Annotated in this window: 12 protein-coding genes; 6 read left to right on the forward strand and 6 right to left on the reverse strand. The window is 44.1% G+C overall.

Annotated elements, in window-relative coordinates:
• Nucleotides 1–89: 89 nt before the first annotated feature.
• Together ACYX4W_RS12160 and ACYX4W_RS12165 are read left to right on the forward strand one after the other, a co-directional pair.
• The gene (locus ACYX4W_RS12160; RefSeq protein ID WP_476073371.1) at nt 90–2,792 is read left to right on the forward strand and encodes a TonB-dependent receptor; all 2,703 of its coding nucleotides are present in this window, start codon (nt 90–92) and stop codon (nt 2,790–2,792) included.
• 176 nt (nt 2,793–2,968) lie between these two features.
• Nucleotides 2,969–4,957, forward strand: coding sequence for a tetratricopeptide repeat-containing sulfotransferase family protein (locus ACYX4W_RS12165; RefSeq protein WP_476073372.1), 1,989 nt, complete (start codon nt 2,969–2,971; stop codon nt 4,955–4,957).
• 80 nt (nt 4,958–5,037) lie between these two features.
• Here ACYX4W_RS12165 and ACYX4W_RS12170 read toward each other — a convergent pair whose 3' ends face one another.
• The gene (locus ACYX4W_RS12170; protein WP_474807083.1) at nt 5,038–5,502 is read right to left on the reverse strand and encodes a hypothetical protein; all 465 of its coding nucleotides are present in this window, start codon (nt 5,500–5,502) and stop codon (nt 5,038–5,040) included.
• A 439-nt stretch (nt 5,503–5,941) separates the two neighbouring features.
• Here ACYX4W_RS12170 and ACYX4W_RS12175 point away from each other — a divergent pair, with 439 nt between their 5' ends.
• The gene (locus tag ACYX4W_RS12175) at nt 5,942–6,130 is read left to right on the forward strand and encodes a hypothetical protein (RefSeq protein WP_474807081.1); all 189 of its coding nucleotides are present in this window, start codon (nt 5,942–5,944) and stop codon (nt 6,128–6,130) included.
• Between the two features lie 216 nt (nt 6,131–6,346).
• On the opposite strand, the gene ppsR is transcribed toward ACYX4W_RS12175, so the two are convergent.
• Entirely contained in the window at nt 6,347–7,159 is an 813-nt protein-coding gene (gene ppsR, locus ACYX4W_RS12180; RefSeq protein WP_049586695.1) for a posphoenolpyruvate synthetase regulatory kinase/phosphorylase PpsR, read from the reverse strand.
• Nucleotides 7,160–7,430: 271 nt separating this feature from the next.
• Between ppsR and ppsA the strand changes: the two genes are divergently transcribed.
• Nucleotides 7,431–9,803, forward strand: coding sequence for a phosphoenolpyruvate synthase (gene ppsA, locus ACYX4W_RS12185; RefSeq protein WP_476073373.1), 2,373 nt, complete (start codon nt 7,431–7,433; stop codon nt 9,801–9,803).
• A 293-nt stretch (nt 9,804–10,096) separates the two neighbouring features.
• Complete coding sequence (locus tag ACYX4W_RS12190) at nt 10,097–10,246, forward strand: hypothetical protein (protein WP_474856211.1); 150 nt, start codon at nt 10,097–10,099, stop codon at nt 10,244–10,246.
• Nucleotides 10,247–10,449: 203 nt separating this feature from the next.
• Here ACYX4W_RS12190 and ACYX4W_RS12195 read toward each other — a convergent pair whose 3' ends face one another.
• From ACYX4W_RS12195 to ACYX4W_RS12205, 3 genes are all read right to left on the reverse strand, one after another.
• Nucleotides 10,450–12,711: a molybdopterin cofactor-binding domain-containing protein gene (locus ACYX4W_RS12195; protein WP_476073374.1), complete on the reverse strand. Its 2,262-nt coding sequence runs from the start codon at nt 12,709–12,711 to the stop codon at nt 10,450–10,452.
• Nucleotides 12,708–13,214, reverse strand: a complete 507-nt coding sequence (locus ACYX4W_RS12200) for a (2Fe-2S)-binding protein (protein ID WP_474807073.1) — start codon at nt 13,212–13,214, stop codon at nt 12,708–12,710. Before ACYX4W_RS12200 ends, ACYX4W_RS12195 begins: the two co-directional genes overlap by 4 nt.
• 355 nt (nt 13,215–13,569) lie before the next feature.
• Nucleotides 13,570–13,785, reverse strand: coding sequence for a PGPGW domain-containing protein (locus tag ACYX4W_RS12205; RefSeq protein WP_179983293.1), 216 nt, complete (start codon nt 13,783–13,785; stop codon nt 13,570–13,572).
• A gap of 415 nt (nt 13,786–14,200) precedes the next feature.
• Here ACYX4W_RS12205 and ACYX4W_RS12210 point away from each other — a divergent pair, with 415 nt between their 5' ends.
• Nucleotides 14,201–14,617 (forward strand): DUF4826 family protein, encoded by a 417-nt coding sequence (locus ACYX4W_RS12210; protein ID WP_476073375.1) that lies wholly within the window; start codon nt 14,201–14,203, stop codon nt 14,615–14,617.
• Nucleotides 14,618–14,674: 57 nt separating this feature from the next.
• Here the strand turns inward: ACYX4W_RS12210 and ACYX4W_RS12215 are convergent, their stop codons facing one another.
• Nucleotides 14,675–15,133, reverse strand: a complete 459-nt coding sequence (locus ACYX4W_RS12215; protein WP_474831835.1) for a GNAT family N-acetyltransferase — start codon at nt 15,131–15,133, stop codon at nt 14,675–14,677.
• Between the last annotated feature and the right edge of the window lie 9 nt (nt 15,134–15,142).

Genomic DNA, 15,142 nt, shown 5'->3' on the forward strand with positions numbered 1-15,142 from the left:
TGTTGTATTGTAATATATGATCTTTTTGATATGTGTATGAAGTAAACACAGTCCGAAGAATAAAAACCAATTGAAGGAAACACACACAAATGCGAAAAACTCAGCTTAGCTGTGCCATCATCGCTGCATTGGCATCTACCTCTTTGGCTGCGCAAGAATCAGACGCGCCTGCTAAACTCGAAACCATTGAAGTTACCGCCACCAAAAGAAGTGAATCAATACAAGACGTTCCTGTTGCGGTGACTGCACTTAACGGCAAGGCACTGGAAAATCTTGGGATAGACAATTTCCAAGATTATGTTGAATTCTTACCTAACGTGGTATTTCAGGGCACAGGTCCGGGACAGAATGAAATCTACATTCGTGGTGCTGCAACAACCCAATCTAATATTATGCTGTCCTCGGTACAGGCGCTTCAGCCGTCCGTTGCCTTCTATCTTGATGAAATGCCAGTATCAATGGCTGGGCGTAATTTAGATGTTTACGCTACAGACGTTCAACGTGTAGAGGTACTTCCTGGGCCGCAAGGCACGCTGTTCGGCGCTAGTTCTCAGGCGGGTACTATTCGTTTAATCACCAATAAACCAGAGCATACGAGTTTCGCTGCAGGTTTCGATACCAACATCGGTTTTACTAAAGACGGTGAAATGAGCAACTCGGTACAAGCGTATTTCAATATGCCGCTTACCGACGACCTAGCTGTTCGTGTTGCCGCGTACAACGACAAACAAGGCGGTTGGATAGACAACGTCATGAATGTGCCGGGCGAGGGTGGCTACATTGGCAGTGCTGTGGTTATTGACCGCATCTCAGGTGGCCCATTAGCAGATCCGGTGGGCATGGACGCAAACAGAATTACCAACCCCAATATCAATTCTAATACCGAAGCGGCCGTTGTTTCTCCACAAAACGATGCCCTTGTCGAAGAAGACTTCAATGATGCGATGTACACAGGTGCACGTTTTGGATTGTCTTATCATTTTAATGACGACTGGGACTTGCTTGTACAGCACACCCAGCAGACATTAGACACAGAAGGTGTATTTGCCTACGACCCTACGCTTGAAGGTGAAAGCTCTGCGCTGCGTTTCCAGCAAGAAGAGAACAAAGACGAATTCGGTTTAACTACGTGGACGCTTGAAGGGCGTTTAGAAAAACTAAACGTGGTATATACCGGTGGTTATTTAGACCGCGAAATTGATACGCTAGCGGACTATACAGGCTATACAAACGGTGGCTTATTCTCTGCGTATTACGTGTGTAACCACTACGATACGCCTGATAACACCGCAGACGAACGCTGCTTAGACCCCACCAAATATTATAAAGAAGACACATCTTCTACCCGTATTACTCACGAGATTCGTTTCAATACCACCATGGATACGCCATGGCGCGTGACTGCTGGATTGTTCTATGACGAACAAGAAGTTGCAACTGTTGGGCAGTTCAAGATTGCCAACACAGAAATGACGACATTCGGGTTTGATAACCTTCAACGCACCCTAGTAGGAAATGAAGGCATTAATAGTGATGGTGGCCCTTTCCCTTCTGAAGTGAGCTTTATCAACGATATCACGCATACCATTGAACAAATCGCTGTATTTGGTCAGCTGGAGTATGATATTACCGATACGATTACAGCAAGTATTGGCGCACGTTGGTATGAAATCGATGATATCTACGTGGGCTCAACGTCAACCGTTGACGTAACGCGACGTATTCGTGCATTCGGTACACAAGACCCAGACGAGCTTGCGGCCGTTGGACTAGACCCTGATGCAGTAGCAGCGGCTATTCAAAGCGGGCAGTTAGAGGTAGACCTGTTAGACGACAACGGCGTGCTAACCGTTGACGACACTATTTTTAAGTTCTCGCTAGACTGGAAGGTTAACGAAGACGTATTACTATTCGCTAACTACTCAGAAGGCTTCCGACCTCCGGTTACTAACCGTGTTGGTGGTGGCCTGGCAACGAATCAGTCTGGTAAATTTGAAAACTTCCGTATTCCAGTATACTCAACAACGGATACGCTAGATAACTACGAATTGGGTCTTAAAGGTGACTTCTTTGATGGTCAATTCCGAGTAAACGCTACGGCCTATTATTCTGAAATTGAAGAACTGCAAACGTCGCGCTTCGACCCCACTAACATCTCGTTCTTGGTATTCACCGACAACGTGGGCGATGCAGAGATCAAAGGTATTGATGCTGACATGACGTGGCTTGCTACTGATGACCTTATTATTAATGCTGCTTTCAGCGTATTAGATACCGAATTAACTCGCGTAAACTCAGAACTTGAAGGTATAGCGGCTGGTGTTGGCTCAGAGCTTCCATACTCAGCGAAATTCTCTGGAAACATTAATGCGCGTTATTTCTTCGAGCTTGAGGGTGATAAGCGTGGGTATGTGAACGGCTCTGTAAGTTATACCGGCGATCGCTTAGCAGGTATGGTGATGGATGCCTATGTAATGGAAGATGCAACGTCGCTTATTTACGGCACAGGTTCAGGTCTTAAGATTGAACAAGAAGCTGACGTATTTGAAGGGGTCACTTATACCGATTCAAATGGTGAAACATTCCGTGGTGGCCGCTACGTACAGGAGTCGTATATCCTGACGAACCTTGCTGTTGGTGTAACAAACGACGTATGGAAAGCCGAACTTTACATTGATAACGTGTTTGATGAGCGTGCAATTTTGAATATTGATACGCAACAATTCACGCCTAAGGTAGTAACAAATAGGCCGCGTACTATTGGCCTTCGTTTCTCATACGATTACTATTAAGGTTAAGTTAGTAAGGCTAAATTGGCGATTTACGATTAGCACACAACGGTGCCGGGGCAACACGCCTTCATAAGTTTTAACTAAATGAAGGTGTGTTCGCCCCCAACTTTGAAACGGCTAGCTCTATGAGTTCGCCGTTTTTTGTTTTTACGCTAATTTAAAAACAGGCGTTTTTAATGACACAAGAAGAACAAAAAGAAATACAGCAGTTAAAGCAAGGGCTTATGCAATCACAGCATCAGGCCGTCATTTCTGGATGCAACGATATACTTCGACGGGCTAAAGACCCGTTGGGGGTAAGCCAAAACACCCTCAAAGAGGTGCTATATTTAAAAGCGGTAGCATACCGTCTATTGGCTGATGTAAGCAGCGCCATCGAAACGTTAAATGAACTCATTGCATACTTCCCAAATTACGCCCGGGCTTACCAAGAACAGGGCTACTGTTACTTGGCTTCTGATCGCAAAAAGGCTGCGCATAGTTTTTATCAGGCTACACGATTTAATCCGGCGTTATTAACGGCGTGGCTTCAGCTTGAAAAAGTGTATAAAGCAGATGATCAAACACAAGCACTAGCGCTTTGTCAGCAGCAAATTGCATTTCTGACATCTTTGCCCAAGCCGTTATTAGGTGCGACAGATCTAATGCACGAAGGGCAATTGCACAAAGCTGAACAAGTATGTCGACAATTTCTAGCTAGTCATGAGCATCACCCTGAAGCAATGATGTTACTTGCGGAAATTGGGATTCAATTGAAAGTATATAGCGACGCTGAATTTCTATTAGAAAGCTGCGTAACGCTATACCCAGAAAATGATAGAGCTGCCGCTGCCTACCAGAACTTATTGTCTAAACTGGGTAAATTTCCTGATGCCGCGGCTGTTGCGAACAAGCGACTCAGACAATCACCAGACAACTTCACTGTAAAAGTAGGCTTGGCACACGCGCTGGTTGGTGTTGGTGAGTTAGAAGATGCAATTTACCTTTATAAAGAGTTACTAAAAGATAGCGAGGATAGGCCTGCAGTTTGGGTAGCACTTGGGCATGCCCTGAAAGCTAAAGGTGATATTGACGACGCAATACAGGCGTATGAGAAAGCCATTGTATTTGAAAAGGACTTTGGCGATGCATACTGGAGCTTAGCGAACACAAAAACCTATCGGTTTAGTGATGACCTGCTTAGGCAAATGGTCGCGCTGGTAGATGCTGATGCGACAAAATTGGATGATGAAATTCATATTTGCTTTGCATTAGGAAAGGGATTTGAAGACAAAGCGAATGCCTCCCGCGCGTTTGAGTACTACGCGCGAGGCAATAGTCTTAAAAAGCGTACGCTACAGTTTGATATTGCTAAAACTGAGAAGGCATTACAGGCTCAGCAGCAGGCTTTTACGAGGGAGAGCTTTAACAAAGCGTTAGGCTGCCAAGCGTGCGATCCTATTTTTATTGTTGGCCTTCCACGCGCTGGTTCAACACTACTTGAGCAAATATTAGCGTCACACTCTCAAGTTGACGGTACCATGGAGTTACACGATATATTAGGGATAGCGTCGTCACTTAGTCATCAGACTACACCTTACCCATTAAATGTATCAGCATTAGATGAAGAAACACTGTCAAAACTAGGTGAGCAATATATTCAGCAGACGAAAGCGTACAGACAGAGCGCGGCATTCTTCATTGATAAAATGCCCAATAACTTCATTCACATAGGCTTAATTAAAAGAATACTGCCTAACGCCAAAATTATTGATGCACGCAGAAACCCAATGGACTGCTGTTTTAGTGGCTTCAAACAGTTATTCGGTGAGGGGCAGGAGTTTAGCTATTCGCTTGACGATATTGGCCGTTACTATAATGCTTATGAACAGCTTATGGATCATTGGCATAGTGTATTGCCTGGCGACATTCTTACTGTACAGCACGAAGATGTTCTGGATGATTTGGAAGGGCAGGTTAAACGCATTCTAGGTTTTTGTGGGTTAGACTTTGAAGAAGCATGCTTAGCATTTCACCAAACCAAACGTGTGATTAAGACGCCAAGCTCTGAACAGGTTCGCCAACCTATATACAAAACGGGGATGGGGCAGTGGAAGCCTTTCGAAAACTATTTAGCTGAGCTTAAACAAGCGCTAGGTAGAGACACGTCGAAAACAGATAATTAATGGATAGCCAAAAATAAAAAGTCATGGCTGCCTTTAAGCCATGACTTTTTATGAATTAGTTAAAGCGTATCAACCACCTTTTAAGGCTGATAAGGTAGAGAAGATTGATGAAGGATAATGCGAATTTTTCCGTCTTCACATTGTTTGAAAACAAAGCTCTTGTTTACGAAGATATGGCTGTCGTCTTCGCCGATAAAGTGTACGTTACACTGAACAATGGCAAGTTCACCATTCAAAATAAAGTCTTCTTTGCTGTACCAAACCTTCACCCATGGCTTCAATTTAAAGCCATTATCGTTTGGATAGTCGCTATTACCGCCTACGAAATAAGATAACGCGCCTTCTTTAGTTGGGCGAAATGTTTGCGAGCCGAAAGTAAGCGTAGGTTTAAAGAGTACTTTTCCATTATCGTAGTCGTAGTTATCTGACAGCACTTGTGAAGCGAATGCTTTTACATCGCCACCTTCAGCGTGCACTTTACCTACCGCTACTACATTGTCGCACCAAGTTTGTAGTGCGCTATGAACCATTTCTTCTGTGAACATGTTATTTCTCCTAAGACGATGTGTGATGTTATATTGTATCATTTGATATTGTTTACAATATCGATAAATTGATGAATTGTAACTGTTTATCCGTGATAGTCATTTTCTATCAGTAAGCGCTTAGACCTGCCGACTGCATAACTTTAACTTTTCCAATAAGACAAGCTGTTATCTGTTAGACATTAAAAAATGGTAATCATTCCTAATCTAATCTTCTGTCTTCACCGTTACAACGTTATCTGATGTCGAGTTTTTAAGCTCGTACATCTTAAATGCTTAGACTTATTGTGGAAGGTTTGGTCATGAATGACGTTACACAGCTAATATTGATGTATTTCATTATATTGCTGCTACCGCAGGGCCGAGGGAGTCTTTAATTCAACAGCCGTTGCTACCGTTTTAAAGTTTTTATCTATATGTAGAGGAGTTGATAAGAGGCATGAAAGCAAAAGAAAAAAGTTCACGAGAAAAAACGACGTTGTCTTCAGATGAAGAAAACCAATCTGATAGTAAAGCGGACGTTTCACATCAGGATGCAGAAGCTGCGAGCCCTTATGCATCATCTGTTGCAGGTGAAGAAGACCCAGGTGTAGCTCTTGAAGAATGGGTAGAAAGCAACAAAAAATGACGCTTCAATAGTAAATGATAAAAGGCCACGCAATACCTCAAAGACAGGGGGCGCTTTTGCCTGGTTAGCCTCCACTAGACCAGAATCTAGGTCATGTGGTGCCCTGTTGCTTTACAAAAGTTAAAGGCACCGCCGCGACATAAAAGAGCGCTCTATAAAACACAGCGGGTAAATACCGCAGCTTCGTACAAAGTTACTGATAATTTAAAAGCCCGCTTAGTATTTACGACGTTTGAGCCCCGTCTCTGCCAGTATTTTTGCTGAGATCTCTTCAATTGAATACTTAGTGCTATTCAAAAACGGGATCTTTTCCTTTCTATATAAGTTCTCTACTTCACGAAGCTCCATTCGACATTGTGGCAGCGATGCATATTTGCTGTTTGCACGGCGCTCTGAACGTATTTGATGGAGTCTATCCGCTGCAATCGTTAACCCGAAAAGCTTATGTTTAAATCTACGTAAAGCAGGAGGGAGCTTTAGCATGTCGCCCATATCTTCCTCTGTGAAAGGGTAGTTGGCTGCTTTTATTCCGTATTGAAGCGCTAAATAAAGGCTTGTGGGGGTTTTACCCGAACGGGATACCCCGGTAAGTATGATATCGGCTTCGTCGTAGTCTTTTAGGTTAGAACCATCGTCATTAGCCAACGCGTAGTTCACGGCTTCAATTCTAATGTCGTAGGTGGTTTCGTGGATACTATGTGTACGATGTTTTTCTGGTTTTGAAGGAACACCCAATACTTTTTCTAGTGGCGCGACAAATTGATCGAGAAAATTATAGTTAATGCCTACGGATTTAGAGATTATCTTGCGAATATCTACATTCACAATTGTATAAAAAACGAGCGGCCTTTCTCCGGTGTCTTGAAAACTTTCAGAAATTTGCTGCAAAACTTTGTGAGCTTGTTCCTCAGTTTCAACGAAAGGAATAGTGTTGTGATTGAAAGAAACGGGAAACAGAGAAAGCAGGGCGTGGCCAAAGACCTCTGCGGTGATGGCTGTACCATCTGAAATATAAAAAGCTGTGCGCACAACATATCCTTAACATTGGTGTAATTTTATTACAAAAGTAATAAAGGGTTTACTTTCTGAATTTCCCCATTCTAAGATGATTTCGTCGAAAAGCTACACGGTTCTTGTGAATGACGGCAAATTTCAAAGGTTTGCTGTCAAACGTAATGGACAGCGTTAACAGTGGTTTTCGCCACGTATCGACAACAATTTGATGAGTTTCAGGTGATAAAAAGCACAAACCTGAAATTAACCTCATACCCTACACATAAAAAAGCTGGAGGCTTGGGCTGTGCAAGAATACGTACTTTGGTATCAAGAACTGGGCATGCATGATGTGGGTCGCGTAGGCGGCAAAAATGCATCATTAGGCGAGATGATCTCAAACCTGGCGAACGCCGGTGTGCAGGTGCCGGGTGGTTTTGCTACCACCGCCGAAGCATTTAATGAGTTTCTAGAGCAAAGCGGCCTAGAAGCGCGTATCCACGAAGTCTTAGACTCGCTAGACGTAGACGATGTGAATGCACTTACCGAAGCGGGTAAAAACATTCGTCAGTGGATCATCGACACGCCATTTCAAGGCAAATTAGAAGAAGAAATCAAAACTGCCTTTGTCACGCTTCAAGGTGATGCAGGTGAAGAAGCATCATTTGCAGTGCGTTCTTCGGCTACCGCAGAAGATATGCCTGACGCGTCATTCGCAGGGCAGCAAGAAACTTTCCTAAACGTTAAAGGTTATGAAGCCGTGCTGGTGGCTATCAAGCACGTATTCGCATCACTGTTTAACGACCGCGCTATTTCTTATCGTGTTCACCAGGGCTACGACCATAAAGGTGTAGCGCTATCTGCTGGTATTCAGCGCATGGTGCGCAGTGACATCGCTTCATCGGGCGTTATGTTTACTATCGATACAGAGTCTGGTTTTGAGGACGTTGTATTCATCACCAGTTCATTCGGTTTAGGCGAAATGGTGGTACAGGGTGCGGTTAACCCTGATGAATTCTATGTTCACAAACCAACGCTAGACAAAAGCTTACCTGCAATCGTTCGTCGTAACCTAGGCAGCAAGCTTACTAAGATGGTGTATTCAGATGATGAAGCTCACGGTAAACAGGTATCTATTGTTGATATTGATGCTGCCGACAGCAAAACTTTCTCATTAACCGACGATGAAGTCATGGAGCTTGCTAAGCAGGCACAAATTATTGAACAGCACTACAAGCGCCCAATGGACATTGAGTGGGCCAAAGACGGCGCAGACGGCAAACTTTACATTGTTCAGGCTCGCCCAGAAACAGTGCGCAGCCGTGAAGACTCACAAAGTATTGAGCGCTTCCAACTAAAAGGCCAAAGCAACATCGTTGTTGAAGGCCGTGCAATTGGTCACAAAATCGGTGCTGGTGTAGCGAAAGTGCTTGATTCAATTGAAGAGATGGACAAAATCCAGGCGGGTGATGTTCTGGTAACTGATATGACAGACCCTGACTGGGAACCTATCATGAAGAAGGCGTCTGCGATTGTTACTAATCGTGGTGGCCGTACCTGTCACGCGGCAATCATTGCCCGTGAGTTAGGTATTCCAGCGGTAGTAGGTTGTGGTAACGCGACTGAAAGCATCAAAAATGGCGACAAGATTACTGTGTCTTGCGCTGAAGGTGACACCGGCTTCATTTATGGCGACGAACTAGAGTTCGACGTTGTGACCTCACGCATTGACGCTATGCCAGAGTTACCGCTTAAAGTGATGATGAACGTGGGTAACCCAGACCGTGCATTCGACTTTGCTCGCTTGCCAAACGCGGGTGTTGGTCTTGCTCGCCTTGAGTTCATTATTAACCGTATGATTGGTGTGCACCCTAAAGCGCTGCTTAATTTCGACAGCCAGCCAGAAGAGTTGAAAGAAGAAATTAGCGACATGATCGCAGGTTACGAATCACCAACCGAATACTATATCGAGAAATTGGTAGAAGGTATTTCAACCATTGGTGCAGCTTTCTCACCAGAGAAAGTTATCGTTCGTATGTCAGATTTCAAATCGAACGAATACTTCAACTTGGTAGGCGGTTATCAATACGAGCCAGACGAAGAAAACCCAATGTTGGGCTTCCGTGGTGCAAGCCGCTATATTTCTGAAGACTTCCGCGATTGTTTTGCTCTCGAATGTGAAGCGATTAAACGCGTTCGAAACAAGATGGGCTTAACCAACGTAGAAATCATGATCCCGTTTGTTCGTACCCTAGAAGAAGGCCGTCAGGTCATCGAGCTTCTTGAAGAGCAGGGTCTTAAGAAAGGTGAAAATGGCCTTCGCGTTATTATGATGTGTGAACTACCATCAAACGCATTGCTTGCTGATAAGTTCCTGGATATCTTCGACGGTTTCTCAATTGGCTCTAATGACTTAACGCAGCTAACGCTGGGACTAGATCGCGACAGCGGCCTTATTGCACACTTATTTGACGAGCGTGACGAAGCGGTGAAAGCACTGCTTTCAATGGCAATCCAAGCTGCGAAGAAACGCGGTAAATACGTGGGCATTTGTGGTCAAGGCCCATCTGACCACGAAGATTTCGCCGCCTGGTTAGTAGAAGAGGGTATCGATTCGGTATCGCTTAACCCTGATACTGTGGTCGAGACATGGCTATACCTTGCTGAAAAGCATGGCTAAAATACAAGCGCAGAGTTCTATATTTGCAAGGTGACTTGCCAGTGTAGCGCTCAGTAGATAAGAGTTAAAAAGAGACCTTCGGGTCTCTTTTTTTGTTTGGGCAACTGTAACAGTTCGTGTCGGTTTAAGTAAGATTTATGCCAGCTTCACATTCCTCAAAAAAACTATGGTTATTTCCTAAAAGTATGCGCTTTTGAACATTGTTTACATGACTTTATGTAATTTAAAATGTAATATTACAAAGTGACTTTCACTTTGAATCTTTCATTAATAAATAACTTGGTTGAATTCTCATGGCACATAATGACAGCGCGGTTTCAGTAAATAATTCCGAAGAAAATGTTATGCAGGCTGGCTCAGTAGTGGAGCAGTTGGCGCAAGCTCAAAAAGAAATTAACGAACTTAAGATGCAGCTGATGTGGATGGAACGCAACTACGAATAAGTATTGCCTTTCAAATTAGAAGTGGAACTAGCGTTGATTGATTACAAGAATAGCTCTATCATTTGTAATCTTTCAGGATGACTTTCAGTAAAACTTTCAGTTCTGCTTTCAAAAAAAGGGTAATCACATAATTTGGTGATTACCCTTTTTTCTATCAATCTTCACCTTTACCGCAAAAAGCCTTTTGCGGTAAAGGTAAGTTTCTAAGCTTTTAGCTGGTTACCGATAGGCAACTGACGAATACGCTTACCACACGCAGCGAAAATAGCATTACACAAAGCTGGCGCATATACCGGCGTTGCAGGTTCACCCACACCAGCTGGCGGTGCATCACTTTCGATTACTTCTACGTCTACTTCTAGCGGTGAATCGCTCATACGCGGTACACGGTAGTTGTGGAAGTTACTTTGTTGTACGCGACCTTTATCAAAGGTAATACCGTCACTGATAGCGGTCGTAATACCGTAAACCGAGCCACCTTGAGTTTGGTTCTTAACCGTATCGGTGTTAACTACAGTACCTGCGTCAATCGCTACCCATGACTTGATCACGTTGAGATCGCCAGCGTCAGACACTTCAACTTCAACCACTGTAGCTACATAAGTTAAGAAGCTGCGGTGCGCTGCTATGCCAAGGCCGCGGCCTTTAGGCATCTCTCGACCCCAACCAGCCATGTCTGCCACTTTCTCAATAACATTACGTAGCCGGCCTGTATCCAGTGGATAAACAGATTTATCACCCCAATAGTTATTGTATTCGGCTTTTTGCTCGGTAACATCAATAACTCTTTCAGGACCGATAACCTCTAAAAGGTAATCCTTAGCGTCTTTCCCTGCCTTGTGTGCCGCTTCATTGATAAACGACTGAACGGCAAACGCGTGGAAAATATTTGATACAGAACGCATCCATCCAATACGTGCTTTTGCGGGTGCTTCACCGCGCTCTAACTTCATATTTGGCGTTAGAATAGGGTTGTCAGTAAAGCCCAAATCTAGCTCAAAGCTAAACGGTGCGTTTGCACCTTCTTGGAAGGTTGAAGCAATAGGAGAAAACGCAGTTCTGTGAAGGTATGCGTCAATCTTACCATTTTCATCTAACGCCGCTTCGACATGCTGAGCCGACACTGCATGATAGAAACCGTGTTGAATGTCGTCTTCACGTGTCCACTGAACGCGAATTGGTTTGCCCGTTTTCATTGAAAGGTATGCTGCTTCAGCAGAAAAATCAGGCTTAGACTTACGACCAAATGCGCCGCCTAGCATGGTTACGTGAACATTGATTTTTTCTTTGTCCATACCCACCATAGCGCCCACAGTTTCCATATCAGCCTGCGGATTTTGTGTTGCAGCCCATACGTCAACGCGACCTTTATAGTACATGGCTGTCGCGCATGGCGGCTCCATGGGGGCTTGTGCTAAATGGGGAACGTAGTAGTCAGCAATAAGCTTGTCGCTGGCCTTTTCTAAAACGCTTACCGCATCGCCTTTTTCTCTAACAAGAGCTTGTGGAGCATTTACCGTGTTAAGCAACTGTTCTTTAAAGCTTTGTGAATTATAGTCGCCGTTTGCACCATCGTTCCAAGTTACCTCTAGTGCCTTGCGGCCTTGCCACGCCGCCCATGTGTTGTTTGCAATAATTGCAATACCACCTTTAGGCTGGAACTGAGGTGCACCTTTAGGGGCAGGCATTTCTATAACGTCGACGACACCTTTAACCGCTTTCGCTTTATCTGCGTTGAAGCTTTTTACTTTTCCACCCACTACAGGCGGGCGCTCAATAATGGCAACAAGTGCTTTAGGCTCACGAACATCGGCGGCAAAAGTGGCTTTGCCGGTAACGATATCTTGGAGATCAATGTGCGCCATACCGGTATTAATGTAACGCCATTCTTTTCTATCTTTAAGGGTAAGCTTATCTGCTTCTGGCGGCGTAATAGTCAGTGCATCATCAATTAAGTCTTTATAGGCAAGGGTTTTACCTGAAGTGTGGGTTACCACATGTTGCTCGGCAACACAGCTAGTAGGTTCAACACCCCAACGCTTGGCTGCAGCATGTTGCATCATATAGCGTACGCTGGCGCCCATTTCACGCAGGCGCTGCATATTAAAGCGGATACTGCGCGAGCCATCGGTGTTTTGGTCACCGTATTTAGGATCGCCTTTGCCCTGAATAACAATAACCTTATCCCAAGCCGCTTCCATTTCGTCTGCCACAATTTGAGCAATTGCGGTACGAATTTGCTGACCCATTTCACTACGGTGGCAGGTAACTTCAACCATGCCGTCTGGGCGAAGTGCAATAAACAAGTTTGCGCGCTTTGCGTTTTCTGCTGGTTTAGCTAAAACGCCTGCCATAGCGCGAGGAGCACCGCCCATAAAGTAAGTACCAAGAACTAGAGCGCCTGCCGCAGCTGTCGATTTTAAAAAGCTGCGACGATTCATATCGAAATAGGTGTTCTCACTCATGCTTCTTCTCCCGCTTTGCTTGGGTCAAAGTAGCTAACGCCAGCATTACCACTTATTGACTTCGACGCTGACTTAATAGCTTTATGTATGCGAGGGTAGGTGCCGCAACGGCAGATGTTGCCAGACATATTCTGGACAATTTCTTCGTCACTTGGTGTTGGGTTGGTGGATAACAGGCTTGCTGCCTGCATAATTTGTCCGCATTGGCAGAATCCGCACTGCGGAACTTTATGTTCTACCCATGCTTTTTGAACGGGGTGGTCGCCGTTTTCACTTAACCCTTCGATAGTCGTAATCTTTTTGCCTTGAACTGCGGACACAGGCAGCACGCAAGAGCGTTGTGCCATACCGTCAATGTGAACAGTACAAGCGCCACATTGCGCCATACCGCAGCCAAACTTAGGTCCTGTAAGGTTTAATTCGTCACGAAGGTACCACAACACTGGTGTTGATGGATCACCAGAAAATTCGTGTTTGTTACCATTAACGGTAAACGTGATCATGGTCTTGTCTCCATTGGTAAGCGATAAACATGAACTACCCAAGCAGTACTGCGTTATTTGAACACACTACAGAATTCATACTTATACGGTTACATTGCCTGATGATACGAACTATCTAAGATGCTGAGCATGCAGAGATATATGCCACTACTATTATTATTAAAGGCTTCGCAATTGTTATTTTAAATTACGTTAACACGCATTTCATCGTTACGCATTTACATAAGATTAAATGTTAGGTGTCTGCGATAAAATAACGCAGTAATTGCGACAGACATTCTTTTGAAGTAAGAGAAATGTGAGTTGAATGAGCGAAGCGAGTATGCGATTGGGGTAGAAAAAACTTCGGTAAGCGCTATCGAAGCTTTCGCATAAGAAGAAAACGGTCTATTTTGCGTGCGCTCATTGTCATTGTTCGCTGACTATACTTAAGCCAGCCACGTGCTCTCGGCCAGTCGTAACTCAACAGTACTAAACCTGCTACGACAAAAAGGATAGAGCCAGGAAGTAGTGTTAAAACAATTCCGCCGACAAATAAAATTGCTCCCAGAGTAAGTCTTAGTATACGCATTTGCCTGAACTCGCCTTAAAATATTTGATGTCTCTAAGTGTCGCCCAACTTGAACGGTTTGCCAATAATAAAAATGTAAATGTTTGTGCCTGTCTAGTATGGGGGAAAGCCTATTTCAACATTAGAAAATAATATTGAAGGGCTGTTATTAAAAGGCAAACACAAAGTAAGCCTCGTACTATTGTCGAATAAATAATCGTTTAAAAGCCCAAGTCTTGTGATCAAGCCGAATGCGGTGGAAAGCGTGCTGGAAATGCAGTACAAAGGGGCACAGACAGAGTAATAGTTAGCGCTATACCACAGGGTTCTTTAAAAAAGAACAGTGTAAAACCGTAAACTATAGCGCGTCTATTGCTTGGGAATTCATGCAACGAAGTTTTGCGTAACAAAAACAAATATAAGAAAGAGACCAATTATGGCTGAACAACAAGAAAGACAACCTATCAGTGAAGAAGAACACGGGAATTGGGTAAGAGAGCAGTTTCAAAAAGCAAATAAGTTTCTAGCAGAAAACGGTGTATTGTTTGACACTGTTATCACTGAGGATAGCCGTTACTTAATGCCATATTTGGCGGTTTGGAAGATTAAAGCAATGGACGGTAAGCTTTACTGGGTAATTAGTGGCGACTTACCGTCTGATTACACTTCAGTGGACAACGCTAAAAATGCGAAAGAAGTACTGCGTCATTTTTCTATGCATTGGCAACTTAAAGCAGAAAATTTGATTAACGCTAAGAACGCTGATGAAAGCCAAAAAGAATTTGGTGCACTCTTAATCAATAGAGCAGAGAATTTGTTTGCCATGCAAAACACCCCAGAGCTTTGGGCGTAACAAGCAAGGCTTACAACCAGGTTATGTCGCGCTGGGTTGCGCTTGGTAACAAGCGAGCTAGTGAAGCTGGGTAACGTCTGGCAGAGGAAATCGCTCTGCCGGACATTGAAGCCTTTGTCTGGGAACGCCCGCGTCCATAAACACGTTTCCGTCCGGTTTAAACCCAATAGATTGGTGATACGACACGCTTTCCAAATTACAGATAACTTTGATTATGGGAAGGTTATTTTGTTTAGCTGCTGCAACTAAAGCGCCAAACAAAGCGCGGTAAACAGGAAGTGTTCTGTGACAGCGCTTAACGGCAATACGGCCAAGTTCACCTTTTTTCGTCAAGCGCCCCGTGGCAATGGGTTCGTTTTGGTCGTTGACTATCAGCACATGGCACGCCGAGCTATCGTGTTCGTCGAACTCGATAGCTTCCGGTACTTGCCATTCTAAAACAAATACATGTTCCCTAAGTGCTTTAAGTCGATGTTTATCCTTTTCCCAATCGACGTTTTGTATAGTAAACGCCATATTTTCCTG

The organism is Alteromonas sp. ABH4_454 (genome assembly GCF_056311775.1).

Bases quoted from the DNA above. Each gene is read 5' to 3' on its own strand.
- ACYX4W_RS12190 (WP_474856211.1), top strand. From the start codon at position 10,097: ATGGCACATAATGACAGCGCGGTTTCAGTAAATAATTCCGAAGAAAAT.
- ACYX4W_RS12200 (WP_474807073.1), bottom strand. From the start codon at position 13,214: ATGATCACGTTTACCGTTAATGGTAACAAACACGAATTTTCTGGTGAT.
- ACYX4W_RS12160 (WP_476073371.1), top strand. From the start codon at position 90: ATGCGAAAAACTCAGCTTAGCTGTGCCATCATCGCTGCATTGGCATCT.
- ACYX4W_RS12170 (WP_474807083.1), bottom strand. From the start codon at position 5,502: ATGTTCACAGAAGAAATGGTTCATAGCGCACTACAAACTTGGTGCGAC.
- ACYX4W_RS12165 (WP_476073372.1), top strand. From the start codon at position 2,969: ATGACACAAGAAGAACAAAAAGAAATACAGCAGTTAAAGCAAGGGCTT.
- ACYX4W_RS12205 (WP_179983293.1), bottom strand. From the start codon at position 13,785: ATGCGTATACTAAGACTTACTCTGGGAGCAATTTTATTTGTCGGCGGA.
- ACYX4W_RS12210 (WP_476073375.1), top strand. From the start codon at position 14,201: ATGGCTGAACAACAAGAAAGACAACCTATCAGTGAAGAAGAACACGGG.
- ACYX4W_RS12215 (WP_474831835.1), bottom strand. From the start codon at position 15,133: ATGGCGTTTACTATACAAAACGTCGATTGGGAAAAGGATAAACATCGA.
- ACYX4W_RS12175 (WP_474807081.1), top strand. From the start codon at position 5,942: ATGAAAGCAAAAGAAAAAAGTTCACGAGAAAAAACGACGTTGTCTTCA.
- ACYX4W_RS12195 (WP_476073374.1), bottom strand. From the start codon at position 12,711: ATGAGTGAGAACACCTATTTCGATATGAATCGTCGCAGCTTTTTAAAA.